Consider the following 19,953-nt stretch of genomic DNA (forward strand, 5'->3'; position numbering starts at 1 on the left):
GGTCGGGCAGCTCACCCAAAAGAGCCTGTAGTGGTCCGGACCGTCGTTCAGGTCCGCGGCTCGGTGGGGGCGCGGAGGCTACAGCGCCGGGCGCGACGGAGGGTGTGGCTGGAGGCCGTGCGTGAGGCCGCGAGAGCAACGGTCCGGCGCGAGACTGTCCACTGCGGAGGGTGGGGTGCGATCGAGGGATGACGCAGGCGGGTGCGCCCGGCCCCACGCCGAGCGCACCCGCGCCTAAGGAGATGGCTAGTTACTGTCCGCGGCTCGCCGGGTCCACGCGGGCCCAGCGGAGAAGGTCGGTCATCCGGAAGTTTCCGGGGGTGACGGACGGCAGGGTGGGCCTCCATGTGGGTTGGGTGCGCACCCAACTGTTGGGGTCGAGCTGGAGCAGGCCGATGAACACCTCGGCCACGAGGCGGCCGCCGCACGGGCCCAGGGTCACGCCGTTGGTCATGCGCTCGGCTTCGGCCAGCACGTAGTACCAGAGCGGGGTGTGGTTTTCGAGGGCCACACCGTAGCCGGCAAGCTCCTGGAGCAGGAGCTGCGGGTAGCCCATGCGCTGGGCGATCAGCTGGCCCGCCGGCACGCCCCACGTCATCGTGCGCAGGAGGTTGCGGGTGGGCAGCGAGGTCGGCGGGTCGCCGCTCGCGATGGCGCCCAGCGGCAGGTTGAACAGCGGAGTGGAGATGCGGGTGTCGATGCGCTTGTTGGGCCGCACGTGCTGCGTCTGGTCGCCGCCGAAGTCGAAGAACGTCTGCCAGCCCACGAAGCGGCGCCGGGCCCGCCTCCCGCCACGCAGGTCGACGGGGTCGGCCTGACCCTCACCGGCCGGGTCGAAGATGAAGCCGAAGAACGGCGTGCCGTCCGCGTTGCCAGCGAGGTTGAGGCGGTACGACGGGCGGATCATGCTGTGGCCGAAGCGGTACGCGATCTGGAACTCCACCGGGATGAAGGCCGGCGAGGGGTCCGGCCGGTACCAGCGGCGGCCGCCGCTGAGCACGGTGTTGACCATGGACTGACCGCAGATGTTCGGCAGGAACTCCCTGAGGATGATCCAGTGGTAGTGCCAGGTGAGCAGGCGCCTGGCCTGCGCAAACTGCTGGTCCGCCGGCACGCCCTGGCTGCGCAGCTGGTCGACGATCCGGTTGTGGGCGAGGATGAACGCGCTCTGGAAGCCGGAGATCATCGTGTTCTCGTCGTTGCGGGGGTCACCGATGATCGCCGTGCCGTTCGACTGGCGCGGCACATCCTCGAAGAGGCCGCCGTTTTCGATGCGCAGCTTGACGCGGTCGGGCTCGTAGAGGGTGGGGCTCGCGACAGGACCGCCGCCGTACACAGTGTCCAGGTCGAAGGAGGGCGTGCGGCTGTTCGGCGACGACTCCGGCGTGGTCGGGATGCCCAGCGGCGACGTCGTGTCGAACGTCATGTCGTGGTCGAGGAACTGGCCGAAGAACGTCACACCCGCCGTCATGTGGATTGTCGTGCCGTCCTGGCTGTCGCGGTTGTTGGGGCTGAGCTCGGGGTTGGTGATCAAGCGGATCGGGCCCTCCTGCAGAGGGTCCTTGGCGTCCATGAGGCCGCCCATGCGCCCGATGTCCATGAGCGCCGCCCGCCGCCGGTCGTCAGCGGGGATGAAGGGACCGAGGTCGGGGAACATGCGCCCGAAGCGGTCGGGTGGGGTCGCCGCGTAGGCCGCGTGTGAGCCGGTAAACGGAGAGGGTGCCGCGCCAATCGCTACTGCACCGGCCGCCGCTCCGCCGACGCGCGTAATGAAACCTCGCCGGCTGACGGAGGGTGTGGAGTCGGACCGGGGTCTACGTCGCGAAGGCATGCGCTGCCGCCTTTCGGAGCATTTGTGGGGAACGAGCCGAATTGGCTAACTTGGATTCCTTCTAGAGTTTGGAACCGCTCCCACACACAGCGCAGGACCCCAAGGGGGTTTTAGCGATCAGTCCGCGAGGAGATCGACGACTGCCTCGACGTCGCTGAGGTCGTCGAGGACCACGTGCGCTCCGGCCGCCGCGAGCGCCTCTGCGGAGGTGCCGCCGGTGGCGACGGCCACGGCGGTGACGCCGTTGGCAAGCGCGGCGGTCACGTCGTACACCGTGTCGCCGACCACGATCACGTCGGACGGCGCGAACGCGTGACCGTACTTCGCTGCGGCCCGCTCGAGCGACCGCCGCACCAGCGTCGCCCGCACCACGTCGTCGGTGCCGTACCCGCCGATCTCGAAGTCCACGAACGCGGCGAGGTCGAACGCGGCAAGCTTGTCGACCGCCACCGGCCGGATGTTGCCGGTCACCAGCGTCTGCACGACCTGCGGTCGGGTGCCGAGCGCGGCCAGGACCTCGCGGGCGCCGGGCAGCACCCGCCCCTGGTGGGCGAGCAGCTCCCGGCGGGCGGCGAACTCGGCCGCGAACACGGTGAAGAACGCGTCCAGGTGCGGCTCGCAGTCGTCGATGCCGTGCATCGCAAACGTCTCGACCGCGATGTCCCAGTCGGTGCGGCCGGCCGGGTGCGCCATCTCCCGCCACACCACGCCGGTGACGGCGGTGAAGGCGGGGGCGTACGCCAGCCGGGCGACGCCACCGGCGGCCAGCAGAGTGTGATCGACATCCCACATGACGAGGCGGGTGGCACGAGACATGGCGTCAGTGTGCGCCACCGCAGCACGGCGTGGGGTTGGGAAACTCGAACGGCGCCAGCCGACCGCCCGGTGCCGGCGTGGCGACCAGCGTCAGCTCGCCCTCCATCCACTCTGGACGGACGAAGTCGCGGGTGACGATCTCCGTCGCGGGGTCGGCCACCGCCCCGCCGAGCACCTTCACGCGCGAGATCGCACTGCGCGCGAGCAGGTCGCCGACCGTGACCGTGCCGGTGAGCGCCTCGACGCCCGCGAAGAGGAACGCCCGGCCGCCGCGCCGCGCGGCGTGGTCGGCGGCCGCCCGGTCCGCGGACGCGCGCAGGTCGTCGGGCACGTCCGGCAGGTCGGCCCAGGCACCGTCCGGCAGCGCGAGGCTCACCACGACATGGGGGTACGGCGCGCGCGCCAGATGCGTGCACGCCTCGACACCGGCCGGGAGGCCGAGCGTGTGGAGCCAGTGCTCAGCCTCCCGGTTCGCCCCGTGACCGAGGCCTCCCCCTACGTATCGAACGTGTTCGACGTGACTCAACTCGGGAGCACCCAGATGGGGTTGCCGTAGAACCACAGGTCCAGCCACGGGTCGGCGTCACCGATCACGTCCATCGCCGGGCCCGACGGGTCGACAGCCGCACCGAGCAGGCCGGGCGCGCTGCGCTTGCCGTCGGTACCGCGCACCCGGACGTAGAACGGCTGGTCCACGCGGCCGAAGGAGTACGTGAACGAGGCTTTGCCGGTCGCCTTGTTCACCTCGAAGGACTTGACCACCTTCGTGTCCGGTGCGGTGAAGGTGTCGCGGTCGGACACCGCACCCGTCACCGAGCCGGCGATCACGTCGACGCGCGCCAGCACCGGTACGAACTGGGCCCAGTTGGGGCCGTTCGCGAGGTCGATGTCGATGGTCAGCTCGACCTTCGTGCCCCGCCGCACGCGCATGACGCCGCCCAGCGGGGTGCCCGAGCCCGGCCGCCGGTCGCCGGCCACCCGGGCCCGCACGTCCAAGCCGCTGATCAGGCCGCCGTGGTCGACCCACACGCGGCCGGAGCGGATGCCGTCCATGACCGCGCGGTACGCGAACGACGTCGAGCCCACGTGTGTGCGGCTGTACTGGCCGGGCCAGTAGTCGCCGGCCTCGGTGAGCAGCGGGCCGTACACCGGGTCGTTGTAGCGGCCGTTGAGCTCGAAGTTGCCGTCCGGCCCGCGCTGCGACGTGTCGAGGTAGTTGACGTGCGAGTCCGAGTTGGCGCTGATCCACCACGCCTTGCCCTCGGCGAGCAGGCTGTCCCAGAGGCCGCCGACCGTGGCGGTCATCCAGTCGAAGCCGCCCCAGGTGCGGTAGCTCTCCAGCGGGTAGCCGGGGAACGAGGCCGACGAAGGGCTGCCCTCGTAGAAGCCGCGGCCGCCCGCGTTGCCATTGGGCAGGCCGGCCGCCTGGTGGCCGGGCGCGCCCTCGAAGCCCACCGCCACGCTCGGGTCGGCGTCGCGCCACGCCCGGATCTCGTGCGGCGAGTCGACGCCCCGGCGGGCCGGGTGGTTGGCGAGGAAGAGGGCGCCCTCGACGCGGCGGCGCTTTACGGCCTCGCCGAGAAACTTGATGCCGGCCACCGCCAGCGCCTCGTTTTCCGGCGTGGGGCTGCTCGCGCCCTTGACCGAGCCGTCGTACGCGTTTTCGAACTCCTTGAGCACCGCCACCTCGTTCCGCCCGGGGTGGACGAAGACGGTGCCGTGCTCGGCGGCCGGGATGTTCCACTCCAGGCCCTGGAAAACGAGCAGGTTGTCGAGCTCTTCACGGGTCGCGACGATGTCCGGGTTGACCTTCTCGACGCCGATCTTGGCGTGCGTCACGCTGCCGTGGTCGGTGATGACGATCCAGTCCAGGCCGTACGCCCGCGCGTGCCGCGCCTGGTCGAGCACCCGGTACTGGGCGTCCGAGCTGTACTGCGTGTGGATGTGGTGGTCGCCGGCGAGCCACAGGAAGCCGCCCTTGCGGTCGTGGTCTCCGCTCGAACCGTGGTCGTGGTCGTCGCCGTGCGCGTGTGCGACGCCGGGCGTCGCGAGGACGCTCGCCGCCGCGCCGGCACCGAGAAGGCCGGCGCCGCGCAGGAAGCCGCGCCGCGAGACGTCCGCGGGCGAGAGCTCGCTGTCCGGGATGGACAGGTCGAGAGCCTCGGGTACGTCGGCGGGCTGCCCGCCGAGATCGTGATGGTGGTGGCCGTGGCCCATGGGTCCGCTCCTCGTGTTCGCGATGATCCAGCGCTCAATCTGGTCCTCATCGGCGAACGGGAGGTGGCCTCACGGCTGCGCACATGCGAACATGCGCAGCCTGGCATGGTTGGCCTTCAGGTGACGGTGCCGGTCAGCAGCACGGCCGCGGCGAGCAGCAGCGCGCCGGCTATGAGGGCCGCGTCGGCGGCACGGAAGCGCTGCGTACGCGCCTGGCTGCGCGGACCGCCCCGGTCGAATCCGCGCGCGTCCATCGCCACCGCCAGCCGGGTGCCGCGCCGGATCGCGCCGACGAGCAGTCCGAACGCGGTCGAGACGAAAAGGCGCGCCGCGGCGGCAGGGTTGCGGCCGGCGTCCACGCCGCGGGCCCGCCGGGCGAGGCGGAGCAGCTGCCACTCCTGGCCGAGCAGCGGCACGAGGCGGAACGCGGCGAGCGCGCCGATCGCGAACCGGTACGGCGCACGCACGTTCTGCACGAGCGCGTCGGCGAGGTCGGTCGGATCGGTGGAGGCGAAGACGAGCACGCCGGGCAGCGCGATCGCGATGACCCGCAGCGCGAGGCCGAGCGCGCTGCTGAGCACGCTCGTGGTGACCTCGACGGGACCGGCGTGAAAGAGCGTGTCGCCGGTGCGTTCGGCGGCGAAGAGCACCATCGTCAACGCGACGCCGGCCGCGCTGATCAGCAACGGCCACGCGCGGCGGGCGAGCGTGCGGTAGCCGACGCCGAAGAGCGGCACCAGCGCCAGCTCGACCGCGATGGCCACGGCCGGCGGCACCGGGTCGAGCGTCGTGACGAGCGCGACGGTGAAGACGAGCGCGGCGGCGACCTTGGCGACCGGGTTGCGGCGCGCGAGCACACCGCTCATAGCCGCAGCGTCCGGTCGGCGAGGGCGGCGACGAAGTCGGCGTCGTGGGTGACCGTCACGATGGCGCGGCCGGCGTCGCGCAGGCCGGCGAGCAGGTCGACGAGCTCGATCCAGGTGCGCCGGTCCTGGCCGAAGGTGGGCTCGTCCAAGACCAGCAGCGCCGGGGCGGCCGCCAGCGCCGTCGCCACGCTCAGCCGCCGCGCCTCGCCACCGGAGAGGGTGTACGGGTTGGCGCCCGCCAGCCGCTCCAACCGCAGCCGCGCGAGCAGGTCGTCCACTGTGGACTTCACAGCCTCGTCGGGCGAGCCGGTGCGGCGCGGGCCGAGCGCCAGCTCGTCGTACACGGTGGACGTCACGAACTGGTGCTCGGGGTCCTGGAAGACCGAGCCGATGCGGCGGGCCAGCGCGGGCGCCCGCCAGCGGTGCGGGGCAGTGGCCGCGTCGGCGCCGGCGAGTGCGGCGGTGGCGGCGACCCGCCCGCCGTCCGGCTTCAGCAGGCCGCCGAGCAGCAGCGCCAGGGTCGACTTGCCCGTGCCGTTCGGGCCGAGGACGGCCGTGGACTCGCCCTCGCGTACCAAGAAATCGACGGGGGCCAGCCGATCCCGGATGGTGGCCTTTTCGGCGGCGAGCAACCCCTCTCCCGGCGGCGCGCCAGCGCGCCGGGGCGCCACCGGATGACCCGGCACCCAGACCCCCTCGGCGGCCAGGCGATCACCGTGGCCGGCGAAGACCTCGTCCGGCGGGCCGTCGGCCCGGATGCCGCCGCCCGGCTCCAGGACCACCACGCGGTCGACGAGGGGGAGCGCCTCGGCCACCCGGTGCTCCACCAGCACCACGGTCGTGTCGGGGTCGAGCGCGTCGCGGAGCGCGCCGCGGACCAGGTCGGCACCGGCCGGATCGAGGTTGGCGGTGGGCTCGTCGAGCAGCAGCACCTCGGGGCGAAGGGCGAGCGCGCCGGCCAGCGCCAGCCGCTGCTGCTCGCCGCCGGAGAGCGCGGCGGTGGAGCGGTCGCGGCCGTAGGGGAAGCCGACGCGGGCCAGCGCCTCGTCGACCCGGCGCCAGATCTCCTCGCGCGGGACGGCGTGGTTTTCCAGCCCGAACGCCACGTCGTCGCCGGCCCGCGCCATCACGATCTGCGTCTCCGGGTCCTGGAAGACGATGCCGACCCGCCCGTCGACCTCGACCGTGCCCTCCCGCTCGCCGGAGTCAGCCGCGAGCAGGCCGGCGAGCGCGGCGAGCAGGGTGCTCTTGCCGGCGCCGGACGGGCCCAGCAGCAGCACCCGCTCGCCGCGCTCGATACGCAGGTCGAGCCCCCGCACGGCCCACGCCTTGCGCCCCGCGTGCCGCCACCCGAATCCTTTGGCCCGGATCACACCAGCGCGCGTTCGCGGCCCGCGGGGAAGCGGTCGAGTACTCCGGTCTGTGCGAGCGCGCGGGTGAGGAGCCAGCCGCCAACGCCCGCGATGATCGCCGAGCTGAGCACGAGGAGCGCGGCGTACGCCCACTTCCAGGCGGCGCTCGTGTCGGGGTAGTAGTTGATCACGTCGAGCAGCGTGGCCGCGCCGCCGGCAAGCGCCCCACCCACGATCGCGGTCGGCAGTCGCCAGCTCCGGTAGCCGGTCGCGGCGAACGCGAACTCGCCCGCGGCGCCCTGGAACAGCCCGTACAGCAGGGTGACAAGTCCCCACGGCGAGCCGAAGAACGTCGAGACCGTGGCCGCCACGAACTCGGTGAAGATGCCCGCGCCGGGCTTGCGGATCACCAGGGGCCCGAGCACGGCGGGCACCAGCCAGATGCCGTAGATGAGCGCCCGCCCGGGCAGCGGGATGGCACTGGCCGGGCCGTCCCACAGCAGGCCCCAGGCCCAGAAGATGACGCCGAACGCGACACCCAGTACGGCCGCGACAACGACGTCGACGGTACGCCAACGGTTGTTGTTCATATGAAAACCTCCCAGTCCTCGCGAACCAGGAGAAGACGCACGCCGGATGCTGGCGAGCCTGAGAATCGACTCCCTGCGCTGGCATTACCCAGATCAGGTTCGAGGGTCTGCGGCCACCTCGCGGCACCCGCACTCTCAGCGCTTTGCGCTCCCCTGTCGGTTGTTTCCAGTCAACGTAACACCCGATACCCTGAGGCGGCCTGCGTGAGTGAAGGGGATTACCTGCTGTGACCGCCGCAGACCGTGCGACCGCCCAGCGGGCAGTGCCCGAGACTCCACCGCCGCCTCCCGAGGAGCCGCACGAGCCGCGCCGGCGGATCTTCGGTGACCGGATCGGCTCGGTCGAGGTCCTGGCGGTGCTGCTCGTCCTCCTCGTGCTCTTCCGGGGCCCGGTCGCCGACGCCATCTCCAACCCGCGCCTGCAGACCTGGACCACCGTCTTCGTGTCGGTGATGGTGCAGGCGGTGCCGTTCCTCGTCTTCGGCGTCGTGCTCTCCGCGATCATCGCGGTGTACGTGCCCCGCTCCTTCTGGGCCCGCGCGCTGCCCCGCCACCCCGCACTCGCCGTGCCGGTGGCGAGCTGCGCCGGTGTGGTGCTGCCCGGCTGCGAGTGCGGGGCGGTGCCGATCGCCGGCTCGCTGATCCGCCGCGGGGTCACGCCCGCCGCCGCGCTGGCCTTCCTGCTCGCCGCGCCCGCGATCAACCCGATCGTGCTGGCCGCCACGGCGGTGGCGTTTCCGAACAACCCGGAGATGGTGGTCGGCCGCGGCGTGGCGAGCCTCATCGTCGCCATGATCATGGGCTGGCTGTGGCTTCGCCTCGGCAAGGCCGAGTGGATCCGGCTGCCGCACCGGCCCGACATCGAGGGCGCGTCAAAGGGGCGCGCGTTCTGGGCGTCGGTACGCCACGATGTCGTGCACGCGGGCGGCTTCCTCGTGCTGGGTGCCATGGCCGCCGCGACCATCAACGTCGTGGTGCCCGAGCGCTGGCTCCAGACGCTCGCCGACAACCCGGTCCTCTCGGTGCTCGCGCTGGCCGTGCTCGCCGTGCTGCTGTCGATCTGCTCGGAGGCCGACGCGTTCGTGGCCGCGTCGCTGTCCCAGTTCTCTCTCACGTCGCGGCTCGTCTTCCTCGTCGTCGGCCCGATGGTCGACCTGAAGCTCATCTCGATGCAGACCGGCGTCTTCGGCCGCCGCTTCGCGTTCCGCTTCGCTCCGGCGACGTTCGCGATCTGCATCCTCGTCGCGGTCGGAGTGGGGGCGGTAGTGCTATGAACCGGCAGGCGCAAGCGGTCGTGATGCTGCTGCTCGGTGGCGCGATCGTCAGGGCGAGCGTGACCGACATGTACCTGCGTTACGTGAAGGAGTCGCTCCAGCCGTTTCTCATCGCGGCCGGGGTGGTCCTGATCGCCGGCGCGGTGATGACGCTCTTCTACGAGATCCTGCGTCCCAAGCCGCACGCCGACGAGCACAGCCACGACCACGGCGACGGCAAGCCGCACCGCGAGCCGTGGGTGGCGTGGCTGCTGATCCTTCCCGTGCTGGGGCTGCTGCTCGTCGCGCCCCCGGCCCTCGGGTCGTACGCCGCGGGCCAGGCCGGCACCGCCCTCTCCAGCCAGCAGATCTCCGACTACCCGCCGCTCCCGCCCGGCGACCCCGCCAAGATCAGCGTGCTCGACTACGCGTCGCGGGCCGTCTTCGACAAGGGCGTCTCGCTCGGTGACCGCACCGTTCAGCTCACCGGCTTCGTCGCGCAGGGACCCAACGGCGAGCCGATCCTGGCCCGCATCATCCTGAGCTGCTGCGCGGCAGACGGGCGCCCGATCAAGGTGGGCATGTCCGGCAACGCGCCCGCCGGGCTGGCCGACGACACGTGGGTCGAGGTGGTCGGCAAGTACACCGATCGGACCGTCACCGACCCGGTCAACGAGGAGACGATCCCCTACGTCGAGGTCGAGACCTGGACCCAGATCGACCCGCCCAAGCAGCCGTATGAGTGAGCTGAGCGCCGACGCCTATCTGCACGTCGTCACCGAGACGGTCCAGCGCGTCTCGGCGAGCCAGCGCGACGGCGTCGAAAAGGCCGCCGAGATGATCGTCGCGGCGCTGCGCGGCGGCGGTGTGGTGCACGCGTTCGGCAGCGGGCACTCGGAGGCGTTCGCGATGGAGGTCGCGGGGCGGGCCGGCGGGCTCGTGCCCACCAACCGCATCGCGCTGCGTGACCTCGTGCTCTTCGGCGGCGAGCCGCCGAGCGTGCTCGGGCCGATGCTGGAACGCGACCCGTCGGTCGCCCGCCGCCTCTACGAGCTGGCGCCGGTCCAGCCCGCCGACATCTTCGTCTTCGCGTCGAACTCTGGCGTCAACGGCTCCATCGTGGAGTTCGCCACGCTGGTCAAGGAGCGCGGGCACGGCCTGATCGCGGTCACCTCGCTGGCCCACTCGGCGGGCGTCGACTCGCGCCACCCCTCCGGCCGCAAGCTCTCCGACATCGCCGACGTGGTGCTCGACAACGGCGCGCCGTACGGCGACGCCACCCTCCCACTGCCCGGCGGCGGCGCGGTGGGCGCGATCTCGTCGATCACCGCGGCGCTACTGGCCCAGCAGGTGGTGGTGGAGGTGGTGCGCCGGCTGGTCGAGGCGGGCGAGGTGCCGCCGGTGTACCTGTCCGCGAACATCCCCGCCGGCGACGAGCACAACAAGGAGTTGGAGGCCCGCTACGCCGGCCGCATACGCCGCGGCGCCTGAGGTCGTGATCAAAATGGGTTTGATCTTGGGCTTGGCTGGGCACTGTGCGCGGCGTGCCGGAGACCGACAAGGAACGCTATGAGCGCAACTTCGCCGATCTGCTGCAGGAGCTTCGCGTCGCGCAGACCGGTGTGCAGATCCTGTTCGCCTTCCTGATGACGCTGCCGTTCAGCTCGGGCTTTGACAAGGTGAACGCCTTCCAGAAGGACGTGTACATCATCGCCCTGCTCGCCGCGGCCGCCGCCGCGGCCACGCTGATCGCGCCCGTGGCGTACCACCGGGTGCTCTTCCAGCGCGGTCGCAAGGCGGAGCTGGTCCGCTCCGCGCACCGGATGGCCTCGCTCGGGCTCGCGTTCATGCTGGTGGCGATGGTGAGCGCGGTACTGCTGATCACCGACTTCATCCTTGACCGGTGGCTCGCCCTGCTGCTGAGTGGGATAACCGCTGTCTGGTTCCTGCTGCTATGGCTCATCCTTCCCCTGCTGCGCCGCGACGACCGCGACGACAGCGAGGTCGAGGATGTCCCTACCGCGGGGTAACACCAGCGGGTAGCGTGGCATGGAGCCGTCCTCGTCAAGGGGGTATGCCGTGACCGCGACCGTTTCGGAAAAGCAGGCCAGGCAGGTCGCCGAGGCCGCGCGCGAGTCGGAGTGGCGCAAGCCGAGCTTCGGCAAGGAGCTGTTCCTCGGGCGCTTCAGGCTGGACCTGATCGACCCCTGGCCCACCGCCTCCCCGGAGTCCGTGGCCGGCGCGGAGGAGTTCCTGGCCAAGCTCGACGCGTACGTGCGGTCCGACGTGGACGGTGCGCGGATCGAGCGCGAGGCGCGCATCCCGGACGAGGTCTTCCGCGGGTTGGCGGCGCTGGGCGCGTTCGGCATGAAGATCGACAAGAAGTACGGTGGGCTCGGACTCTCCAATTTGCACTACTGCAAGGCCCTCACGCTCGCCGGCTCGGTCAACCCGTCGATCGGCGCGCTGCTGTCCGCGCACCAGTCGATCGGCGTTCCGCAGCCGCTCAAGCTCTTCGGCACCGACGAGCAGAAGAAGAAGTACCTGCCCCGCCTCGCCGGCGGTGAGGTCTCCGCGTTCCTGCTCACCGAGCCGGACGTCGGCTCCGACCCGGCCCGCCTCGGCACGATCGCCGAGCCGGTCGAGGGTGGATACCGGCTCAACGGCGTCAAGCTGTGGGCCACCAACGGCACCGTCGCCACGCTGCTGGTCGTGATGGCACGCGTGCCCGACAAGGGCATCACCGCATTCGTGGTCGAGGGCGACTCCGAGGGCATCACGATCGAGCGGCGCAACGAGTTCCTCGGGCTGCGCGGGCTGGAAAACAGCGTCACCCGCTTCCATGACGTGTTCGTGCCTGCCGAAAACGTCATCGGCGGTCTCGGCAAGGGACTCAAGATCGCCCTGACCACCTTGAACACGGGACGCCTCTCCCTGCCCGCGATGTGCGTGGGCGCCGGCAAGTGGTCGCTCAGCGTGGCGCGGCAGTGGTCCGCGGAACGCGTGCAGTGGGGCCGCGCGGTCGGCAAGCACGAGGCGGTCGCCAAGAAGATCGCGTTCATTGCCGCGACCACGTACGCGATGGAGTCCATGCTGGACCTCTGCTGCCTCATCGCCGACGACGACAGCAACGACATCCGCATCGAGGCCGCGCTGGTCAAGCTCTACGCCAGCGAGATGGCCTGGCAGGTGGCCGACGAGCTGATCCAGATCCGCGGCGGCCGGGGGTACGAGACGGCCGACTCGCTGGCCGCCCGCGGCGAGCGTGCGGTCGAGGTCGAGCAGATCCTCCGTGACCTGCGGATCAACCGGATCTTCGAGGGCTCCACCGAGATCATGCATCTGCTGATCGCCCGCGAGGCGGTCGACGCACACCTCTCCGTCGCCGGCGACATCATCGATCCGGACGCCGGCCTGGGGCGCAAAGCCCGCGCCGGCGCTCGTGCGGGCGCCTTCTACGCGAAGTGGCTGCCGACCCTCGCCGTCGGTCGCGGGCAGGTCCCGACGGGGTACGGCGACTTCGGTCCACTCGCCGCCCACCTGCGGTACGTGGAGCGCGCCTCCCGCAAGCTGGCCCGGTCGACGTTCTACGCGATGTCCCGCTGGCAGGGAAAGCTGGAGCGCAAGCAGGGCTTCCTCGGCCGCATCGTGGACATCGGCGCGGAGCTCTTCGCGATGTCCGCGGTCTGCGTGCGCGCACACGCCGAGCGCTCCGCGCGACCCGAAGGCCTCGAGCTGGCCGACCTCTTCTGCCGCCAGGCGCGGCTGCGTGCGGAGGCGCTCTTCGCCGCCCTGTGGGACAACACCGACTCGCTGGACAGCAAGGTCGCCAAGCGGGTGCTGGACGGCCGGTACGAGTTCGTGGAGGACGGCGTCGTCCCACCCCCGTCGACCGGGGCGTGGGTCTCCACGTGGGAGCCCGGCCCGTCGACGGCACAGGACGTGCGCCGCCGCATCCCACCCGAGTAAAGCCCCGAGCCTTGTTGATCAGGGACTTGGTGCCGCGCCACGCCGCGTGACACGCCCACCAACTCCCTGATCAACAGCGAGAGGCCGCGCCCTGATCAACAGCGAGAGGCAATGGCGGCGTCAGGGGCGTAGGCCGAGCGCCTTGAGTTCCAGCGCGGCCAAAGCGGCGACGGTGGCCTCGTCGCCGCGGCGCCAGGACTGGGCCACGTCAGGGTCGATCCTGGTCAGCTTGGTCAGGGGTTGGGTGGCCAGGGCGCGCAGGGCGAGCAGGTCGCGGCCCGCTGCGGCGCCGCGGAGGGTGGCGGCGGCGCCGGCTCGGCGCATCCAGCGGACCCGGAGCGGGAGCCACACGAAGAGCACCAGGCCCAGGGGAAACACGAGCAGGCCGAGGGAGAGGGCGAGCGCCAGGTCGTTGACCACGTCCTGCTGCTGCTGGCCCGCCCCGGCGAGTGAGCGGGCGGCGTCGGCGGCACCGTTGAACGGTGCGGTCAGGTCGTCGCCCACGATCGGTACCCGATTGATCTTGCTGCCGACGTCGGACAGGCCGTCGGCGAGTCCCGTGCCGGCGCCCTCCAGCCGCTGGCCGGGCACGGCGAGCTTCTGCACCAGGTCGTGCAGCCACATCGCGGCCCGGATCGCGAAGTACACCCAGGCGACGACGAGCAGATCGGTGATCAGTTGGCGAGCGGCGACGGGGGCGCGATCGGCGTAAATCTTCACAGGGATCAGCGTCCCGCACACCCTTCAAGATCACCCGGAACCACGGGCGGGCGCGGGGCTATTCGGTGCGTGCGGCGCACTCCGGGCAGGTACCGAAGATCTCCAGGGTGTGGCTCACGCCGACGAACCCGTGCTGCGCCGCCACCCGGTCGGCCCAACTCTCCACCGCCGGGCCCTCGACCTCGACCGTGCGCCCGCAGGAGCGGCAGACAAGGTGGTGGTGATGGCCCTCGCTGCACCGGCGGTAGAGGTGCTCCCCGCCCGGCGGGCGCATCACGTCGACCTCGCCCGAGTCGGCCAAGCCCTGCAGCGTGCGGTAAACCGTGGTCAGGCCCACCCGCTCACCCCGCTCGCGCAGCATCGCGTGCAGCTCCTGCGCGCTGTGGAAACCCTCCACCTCGCCCAGAAGTGAGCTGACCGCGGTGCGCTGGCGGGTGTTGCGGACCGCCGCCCCGGTCCCCTCGTCGATGGTCAATGTTTCTCCTCGATCGCTCGCTCCCCGTCGTCGTGCGCCGGTGCCGTCGGGCCCTGCTGGCTGGCTCGCTCAGCTCGCTTCGGCCCCGGCTGCCGGCTCAATCCGGGCTGCTCGCTTCGCGGCCAGCTCCGGGTTGAGTCAGCCTCGGGGCCACGCTCTCTCACGTGTGCCTCGCGTGCGTGGGTGACGGCGTCGGCCACGATGTGCGCGATGTGCTCGTCGACCAGCGTGTACGCGATCTCACGGCCGCGCCGCGCACCCCGCACCACGCCCGCGCCCCGCAGGACGCGCAGGTGCTGGGAGACGAGTGGCTGCGCCGCGCCGAGCTTGTCGACAAGCTCGTGCACGCAGCGCTCGCCGCCGGCAAGCTCGGTGACGATCGCGACCCGGATCGGCGCGGACAGGGCGCGCAGCAATTCGCCAGCGCCCTCGTACGCCTCGTATCCGGCTGTCGTGGTCACCTCGCAACCGTAGTCCAAAACGGGAGGCGATCAGCGCTCGAGGACGACGTCCGGGGGTTCCACGTCGACGGTATGGGGGATTGCCTGAACCCGGCGGCGCACCAGCCGCCACAGCCCGGCCCCGGCGGCGATGGCCACGAAGCCGGCGATGGCGAGGACCACGATCGTCGCGCCGGCTGCGGTGTCCGCCTCGCCGGCCAGCCACACGCCGAGGCCGGCGGAGAGCACGCCCAGCCCCATCGCGAGCGCCATCGTGCCGCGGAACCCCCGGGTGACCTGCTGGGCGGCCGCCACCGGTACCACCATCAGCGCGCTGACCAGCAGCAGCCCGACGGTGCGCATGGCGATCGTGACGGTGACCGCGGCGGTGACCGCGATCAGCACGTTGAGCGTGCGGACCGGGAGGCCGGAGACGCGGGCGTACTCCTCGTCGTGGCAGATCGCGAACAGCGCGGGGCGCAGCAGCAGCATCGCGGCGAGCACGGCCGCGCCGAGGACCACGATCACGATCAGGTCGTTGCGGGAGGTGGTGGTGAGCGAGCCGAAGAGGTACGCCATGAGGTTGGCGTTGCTGCGGTTGTCGGAGAGGCCGACGAGCATCACGCCGCCCGCGATGCCGCCGTAGAAGAGCAGCGCGAGGGCCTGGTCGCCGGAGGTGCGGCCGCGCTCGCGGAGCAGCTCGATCGCGACGGCGCCGATCGTCGAGACGATCACGGCGGTGAGCACGGGGGAGCGGTCGAGCAGCAGGCCCACGCCGACGCCGGTGAGCGCCACGTGGCCGATGCCGTCGCCGATCAGGGACATCCGGCGCTGCACCAGGTAGATGCCGAGCGCGGGCGCGGACAGCCCGATCACGAGCGCGCCGATCAGCGCACGGATCATGAAGTCGTACTGGAACATGCTCATGCGTGGAAAACCCCGTGCGGCGCCGGATGCTCGTGCGGGTGGACGTGGTCGTGACCGGGCAGGGCGTGATGGCCCGCCGGCGGTGGGCACGCGCCGTCGTGCGCGATCTGTCCATCGTGTACCACCACCGCGCGCCCCACCAGCGGCTGCAACGGCCCCAGCTCGTGCGCCACCAGCAGCACCGTCCCGCCGCCGGACACGAACCCGCCCAGCGCCTCGGCGAACGCCTCCTGGCTGCCCGCGTCGACGCCGGCGGTCGGCTCGTCGAGCACCAGCATCTCGGGCTCGCCGGACAGCGCGCGGGCGATCAGGGTGCGCTGCTGCTGCCCGCCGGACAGGGTGGACACCGGGTCGCCGGCCCGCTCGGCGAGACCCACGGCCTCCAGCGCGGCGCTCACCGCGGCCCGGTCGGCAGCGCCGGGAGGCCGCAGCACGCCACGCCTGGCCAGGCGGCCGGAGGCGACGACCTCGCGCACCGTGGCGGGCACGCCGCTGCCGGCGCCCACGCGCTGCGGCACGTACCCGATCCGGTGCCACTCCCGGAAGCGCCGCAGCGGCGTGCCGAACAGCGAGATGCCGCCCGCGCGGAGCGGGATGAGCCCGAGGATCGCGCGGATCAGGGTCGACTTGCCCGAGCCGTTGGCGCCGAGGATCGCCACGACCTCGCCGGCCGTGACGCACAGTGAGACATCACGCAGGACGGGGCGGTCGCCGTACGCGACCACCCCGTGCGTGACGTCCACCACGGCACGCTCGCTCACGTGCCGCAGCCCAGCGCCGGCCCGAGGGTGGCAAGATTTTTCCGCATCACCGAAAAGTAGTCGTCGGAGCTGCCCGGCTGCAGCCCTTCAATGGGATCGAGAACCGCGGTCTTGGCTCCGACCTCGCTCGCGATGGTCTCGGCGACCTTCGGGCTCACCAGCGTCTCGAAGAAGATCGTGGTCGCCTTGTGCTCCTTCGCCTCCTCGGCCACCTCGGCCAGCCGCTGCGGCGAGGGCTCGTCCTCGGGGTGAGGCCGGTGATCCCGATCTGCTCCAGGTCGTACCGGTCGGCCAGGTACCCGAACGCGGCGTGGCTTGTCACGATCTCCCGCCGCTGGCAGGTCTTGAGCCCGGCCGCGTACTCCTTGTCCAGCGCATCGAGGTCGGTCCGGAGCGTCGCCGCGCGGGCGGTGTAGTCGGCGGCGTGGTCGGGGTCGGCCTGGCCGAGCCGCTCGGCCACCTTTTCGCCGATGGTGGCGAGGCGGGTGGGGTCGAGCCACACGTGCGGGTCCTTGCCGCCGGCCTCCTCGGCGTGCTCTTCGCCGCCGGGCTCCTCGCCCTCGTGTGAGTGGCCGGCATCGGTGGCGTCGAGCAGCGGCACGGCCGTCGACACGTCGAACGCGCGGTCGCCGCCCTGCTGCTCCACCGCCTCGTCGACGGCCGGCTGGAAGCCCTTGAGGTAGACGACGACCTTGGCGTCGACGATCTGGGCCACCTGGTCGGCGTTGAGCTCGAGGTCGTGCGGCTCGGCGCCGGGTTTGGCGAGGTTGGTGACGTGCACCGCGTCGCCGCCGACCTTCTCGGCGACGAACTGGAGCGGGTAGAAGGCAGCGACGACGCTGAGCTGGTCCGAGCTGGCGCCGGTGGCGTCGTCGCCGCAGGCGGTCAGGGCGCCGATGGCGAGGGCCGCGGCGAGCAGCGCCCGAGGGGTGGGGCGGTTTCGCATACCACCACTCTCCGCCGAGATGACAATGATTGTCAAAAGCGCATGGGTCTACAGGATCTTGAACAGCGCCGCCAGGAGCAGCAGCCCCAGCATGAACACCCGGATCGTTCGCGTCTGCGGAGAGGTCACCGGCCACGTGCGGCGCATCAGGTAGATGAGCCCGCCGGCCAGCGCCAGCAGCACCACCCCGCCGAACACCCCCGGCGCGAAGAGGCCGATGAGCACGACGACCAGCGCACCGAGGAACGCGGTGGTCGGGTTGATCCGGGCCAGCCGGGCTTCACGCGTACCCTTCATGGATTCAACCTTAAGGAGGCGCCCGTGCTGGTCATGAACCGGTTCGTGGTTGAGGAGGCCGCGGCCGGATCGTTCACCGAGCGGGCACACGCCGCGCTCGCCGCACTGGCGGCGCGCCCCGGCTACCTGCGGGGCCGGCTCACCCGCGCGCTCGACGAGCCGTCGCACTGGTGCCTGGTCACCGAGTGGGAGTCCGTCGGGACGTACCGGCGGGCGCTCGGCGCCTTCGACGTGAAGATGTACGCCACCCCGCTGCTCGCCGAGTCGCTCGACGAGCCCTCCGCGTACGAGGCGCTGGCCGAGGCCGCACCCGGCGGCGAGGTGGTCACGGCGGCGAGCGACCGCGCGGCCGACCAGGGGCCGCCTTCGCCCAGGTGACCTCCGCTTTCCCACGGTGACCCTGCTCGCGGGCGGAAGCGCACTACGCTTGCCGTCATGACGCTGGCAGCCGGCGCCCCCTCGCCCACCGACGTGCCACCGCCGCCGCCCGGGCCGGGCGTGACGCCACCGTTCGCGGCGCCACCCATCGAGGGGCGTAACGCGCGGATGTGGCTGTCGCTGGGCGTGGCCGGCCTCGCCGCCGTCCTGTGCTGCGGTGCCGGCGGCACCGCGCTGGTCGGGCTCGTGATCACCCAGGCGGAGTCGCTCAACGAGCAGGCGCAGACCATCGTGGGCGGCTACTTCGACGCCCTGTCCGAGGGCAACTACCAGGACGCCTACAAGCTGCTCTGCGACGACGCGCAGGAGGACGAGACGCCGGCGCAGTTCACCGCCCGCGTGTCCAGCGGGCCGCGGATCACGTCGTACGAGGTGGGCGACGTCGCCATCCCCGCCCTGACGGTGCCGGCCGACGTGACGTACGCGACAGGTGGGCAGGACCGGCTCGAGATCACGCTCGCCCAGGACGCGGGCACCGGCCAGTTCGAGGTGTGCGGCATCGCGGGGTAATCTGCTGGGGTTTGGCCCGCCGGTAACCGTACGGTGGCGGTAGCCGTTGTAAATCCCGTCCGCAGTCCTTCCCTTTGGTCCCCGCCGACCGCCAGCCGGCGCAGGAGGAAATCACAATGCCAGCCGACCGCATCGACGCCGTTGTCAGCCTCGCCAAGCGCCGGGGCTTCGTCTTCCCCTCCAGCGAGATCTACGGGGGCACCCGGTCGGCCTGGGACTACGGTCCGCTCGGCGTGGAGCTGAAGGAAAACGTCCGGCGCCAGTGGTGGCGCACGATGGTCCAGCAGCGCGACGACATCGTCGGCATCGACTCCGCCGTGATCCTGTCCAAGGACGTGTGGGCAGCCTCGGGCCACCTCGACGCGTTCGTCGACCCGCTGACCGAGTGCCTCTCCTGCCACAAGCGTTTCCGCGCCGACCACCTGGAAGAGGCGTTCGAGCACAAGCACGGCCGCCCGCCGGCCGGCCTCTCCGAGATCAACTGCCCCAACTGTGGCAACAAGGGCACCTTCACCGAGCCGCGCATGTTCAACGGCCTGATGAAGACCTACCTCGGCCCGGTGGAGAGCGAGGAGGGCCTGCACTACCTGCGGCCCGAGACCGCGCAGGGCATCTTCGTCAACTACCGCAACGTGGAGACCGCCGCGCGCAAGAAGCCGCCTTTCGGCATCGCGCAGGTCGGCAAGTCGTTCCGCAACGAGATCACGCCGGGCAACTTCATCTTCCGCACCCGCGAGTTCGAGCAGATGGAGATGGAGTTCTTCGTCGAGCCGGGCACCGACGAGCAGTGGCACGAGTACTGGCTGCAGGAGCGGTGGAACTGGTACATCGACCTCGGTCTCTCGCCGGACAACCTGCGCTTCTACGAGCACCCGAAGGAGAAGCTGTCGCACTACTCGAAGCGGACCGTCGACATCGAGTACCGCTTCCTGTTCGGCGGCACGGAGTTTTCCGAGCTGGAGGGCATCGCCAACCGCACCGACTTCGACCTCAGCACGCACAGCAAGCACTCCGGCGTCGACCTGTCGTACTTCGACCAGGAAAAGCAGGAGCGCTGGATGCCGTACGTGATCGAGCCGGCAGCCGGCCTCACCCGCGCGGTGCTCGCCTTCCTGCTCGAGGCGTACGACGAGGATGAGGCGCCGAACACCAAGGGTGGCGTCGACAAGCGCACGGTGATGCGCTTCGACCCCCGGCTGGCGCCGATCAAGGTGGCGGTGCTGCCGCTGTCGCGCAACCCCGAGCTCTCGCCGAAGGCCCGCGAGCTGGCCGCCACGCTCCGCAAGCGGTGGATCGTCGAGTTCGACGACTCGCAGGCGATCGGCCGCCGCTACCGCCGGCAGGACGAGATCGGCACGCCGTTCTGCGTGACTGTCGACTTCGACACCCTCCAGGACAACGCCGTGACCGTCCGCGACCGCGACACGATGCAGCAGGAGCGCGTGCCGCTCGACCAGGTCGAGCGCTACCTGATCGACCGCCTCCCCGGCTGCTGACCGCCCGTCGCCCCTGGTCCGGGGGCGCGCATGTGCCTCCGGACCATTT

At 71.4% G+C, this 19,953-nt stretch carries 20 protein-coding genes, 2 pseudogenes and 1 riboswitch; of the genes and pseudogenes, 8 read left to right on the plus strand and 14 right to left on the minus strand.

Annotation, left to right across the window (positions count from 1 at the left end):
- Positions 1–250: 250 nt before the first annotated feature.
- The 7 genes from Phou_RS45605 to Phou_RS54090 form a co-directional block, all read right to left on the minus strand.
- Positions 251–1,657 carry a peroxidase family protein gene (locus Phou_RS45605; protein WP_173070302.1) on the minus strand — a complete coding sequence of 469 codons (1,407 nt, stop codon included), beginning with the start codon at positions 1,655–1,657 and terminating at the stop codon, positions 251–253.
- A gap of 291 nt (positions 1,658–1,948) precedes the next feature.
- Positions 1,949–2,647, minus strand: coding sequence for an HAD family hydrolase (locus tag Phou_RS45610; RefSeq protein WP_246274646.1), 699 nt, complete (start codon positions 2,645–2,647; stop codon positions 1,949–1,951).
- Positions 2,648–2,651: 4 nt separating this feature from the next.
- Positions 2,652–3,026, minus strand: a complete 375-nt coding sequence (locus Phou_RS45615; RefSeq protein WP_173070304.1) for a hypothetical protein — start codon at positions 3,024–3,026, stop codon at positions 2,652–2,654.
- Between the two features lie 143 nt (positions 3,027–3,169).
- Entirely contained in the window at positions 3,170–4,864 is a 1,695-nt protein-coding gene (locus Phou_RS45620; protein WP_173070306.1) for a PHP domain-containing protein, read from the minus strand.
- A gap of 116 nt (positions 4,865–4,980) precedes the next feature.
- Positions 4,981–5,730, minus strand: a complete 750-nt coding sequence (locus tag Phou_RS45625) for an energy-coupling factor transporter transmembrane component T family protein (protein WP_173070308.1) — start codon at positions 5,728–5,730, stop codon at positions 4,981–4,983.
- On the minus strand, positions 5,727–7,100 hold the full coding sequence (locus tag Phou_RS45630) for an ABC transporter ATP-binding protein (RefSeq protein WP_246274808.1): 1,374 nt from the start codon (positions 7,098–7,100) through the stop codon (positions 5,727–5,729). The genes Phou_RS45625 and Phou_RS45630 overlap by 4 nt, the downstream gene beginning before the upstream one ends.
- Positions 7,100–7,672, minus strand: coding sequence for an ECF transporter S component (locus tag Phou_RS54090; protein WP_246274648.1), 573 nt, complete (start codon positions 7,670–7,672; stop codon positions 7,100–7,102). The genes Phou_RS45630 and Phou_RS54090 overlap by 1 nt, the downstream gene beginning before the upstream one ends.
- Before the next feature lie 53 nt (positions 7,673–7,725).
- Positions 7,726–7,837, minus strand: a riboswitch (TPP riboswitch).
- Positions 7,838–7,989: 152 nt separating this feature from the next.
- On the opposite strand from Phou_RS54090, the gene Phou_RS45635 reads away from it, so the two are divergent.
- From Phou_RS45635 to Phou_RS45655, 5 genes are read left to right on the plus strand one after another with little or no spacing between them, the layout of a single operon-like run.
- Positions 7,990–8,946 carry a permease gene (locus tag Phou_RS45635; RefSeq protein WP_246274810.1) on the plus strand — a complete coding sequence of 319 codons (957 nt, stop codon included), beginning with the start codon at positions 7,990–7,992 and terminating at the stop codon, positions 8,944–8,946.
- Positions 8,943–9,671, plus strand: coding sequence for a TIGR03943 family putative permease subunit (locus Phou_RS45640; RefSeq protein ID WP_173070314.1), 729 nt, complete (start codon positions 8,943–8,945; stop codon positions 9,669–9,671). Before Phou_RS45635 ends, Phou_RS45640 begins: the two co-directional genes overlap by 4 nt.
- The gene (locus Phou_RS45645) at positions 9,664–10,416 is read left to right on the plus strand and encodes a sugar isomerase domain-containing protein (RefSeq protein ID WP_173070316.1); all 753 of its coding nucleotides are present in this window, start codon (positions 9,664–9,666) and stop codon (positions 10,414–10,416) included. Before Phou_RS45640 ends, Phou_RS45645 begins: the two co-directional genes overlap by 8 nt.
- Positions 10,417–10,469: 53 nt before the next feature.
- A complete protein-coding gene (locus Phou_RS45650; RefSeq protein WP_173070318.1) occupies positions 10,470–10,955 on the plus strand; it encodes a DUF6328 family protein in 486 nt (161 codons plus the stop codon).
- Positions 10,956–10,974: 19 nt separating this feature from the next.
- A complete protein-coding gene (locus Phou_RS45655) occupies positions 10,975–12,894 on the plus strand; it encodes an acyl-CoA dehydrogenase family protein (protein ID WP_173070320.1) in 1,920 nt (639 codons plus the stop codon).
- Between the two features lie 120 nt (positions 12,895–13,014).
- Here Phou_RS45655 and Phou_RS45660 read toward each other — a convergent pair whose 3' ends face one another.
- The 7 genes and pseudogenes from Phou_RS45660 to Phou_RS45690 all read right to left on the minus strand — a co-directional run bounded on the left by Phou_RS45660 (position 13,015) and on the right by Phou_RS45690 (position 17,460).
- Positions 13,015–13,614 (minus strand): hypothetical protein, encoded by a 600-nt coding sequence (locus Phou_RS45660; protein ID WP_173070322.1) that lies wholly within the window; start codon positions 13,612–13,614, stop codon positions 13,015–13,017.
- A gap of 58 nt (positions 13,615–13,672) precedes the next feature.
- Positions 13,673–14,089, minus strand: coding sequence for a Fur family transcriptional regulator (locus Phou_RS45665; RefSeq protein ID WP_281365187.1), 417 nt, complete (start codon positions 14,087–14,089; stop codon positions 13,673–13,675).
- Positions 14,090–14,259: 170 nt separating this feature from the next.
- Positions 14,260–14,550: pseudogene (locus Phou_RS45670) on the minus strand (ArsR/SmtB family transcription factor); the annotation flags it as partial.
- Between the two features lie 30 nt (positions 14,551–14,580).
- Positions 14,581–15,456, minus strand: a complete 876-nt coding sequence (locus Phou_RS45675; RefSeq protein ID WP_173070324.1) for a metal ABC transporter permease — start codon at positions 15,454–15,456, stop codon at positions 14,581–14,583.
- A complete protein-coding gene (locus Phou_RS45680) occupies positions 15,453–16,217 on the minus strand; it encodes a metal ABC transporter ATP-binding protein (RefSeq protein ID WP_371872271.1) in 765 nt (254 codons plus the stop codon). The genes Phou_RS45675 and Phou_RS45680 overlap by 4 nt, the downstream gene beginning before the upstream one ends.
- Positions 16,214–17,163, minus strand: a pseudogene (locus Phou_RS45685) (metal ABC transporter substrate-binding protein). The gene Phou_RS45680 and the pseudogene Phou_RS45685 overlap by 4 nt, the downstream one beginning before the upstream one ends.
- Positions 17,164–17,211: 48 nt before the next feature.
- Positions 17,212–17,460, minus strand: coding sequence for a DUF6703 family protein (locus tag Phou_RS45690; RefSeq protein ID WP_173070326.1), 249 nt, complete (start codon positions 17,458–17,460; stop codon positions 17,212–17,214).
- A gap of 24 nt (positions 17,461–17,484) precedes the next feature.
- Between Phou_RS45690 and Phou_RS45695 the strand changes: the two genes are divergently transcribed.
- From Phou_RS45695 to Phou_RS45705, 3 genes are all read left to right on the plus strand, one after another.
- Positions 17,485–17,838 (plus strand): antibiotic biosynthesis monooxygenase family protein, encoded by a 354-nt coding sequence (locus tag Phou_RS45695; protein WP_173070328.1) that lies wholly within the window; start codon positions 17,485–17,487, stop codon positions 17,836–17,838.
- Between the two features lie 57 nt (positions 17,839–17,895).
- Positions 17,896–18,408 (plus strand): Rv0361 family membrane protein, encoded by a 513-nt coding sequence (locus Phou_RS45700; protein WP_173070330.1) that lies wholly within the window; start codon positions 17,896–17,898, stop codon positions 18,406–18,408.
- 116 nt (positions 18,409–18,524) lie between these two features.
- Entirely contained in the window at positions 18,525–19,904 is a 1,380-nt protein-coding gene (locus tag Phou_RS45705; protein WP_173070332.1) for a glycine--tRNA ligase, read from the plus strand.
- Positions 19,905–19,953 lie beyond the last annotated feature (49 nt).

The organism is Phytohabitans houttuyneae, from assembly GCF_011764425.1.
GTDB lineage: Bacteria > Actinomycetota > Actinomycetes > Mycobacteriales > Micromonosporaceae > Phytohabitans > Phytohabitans houttuyneae.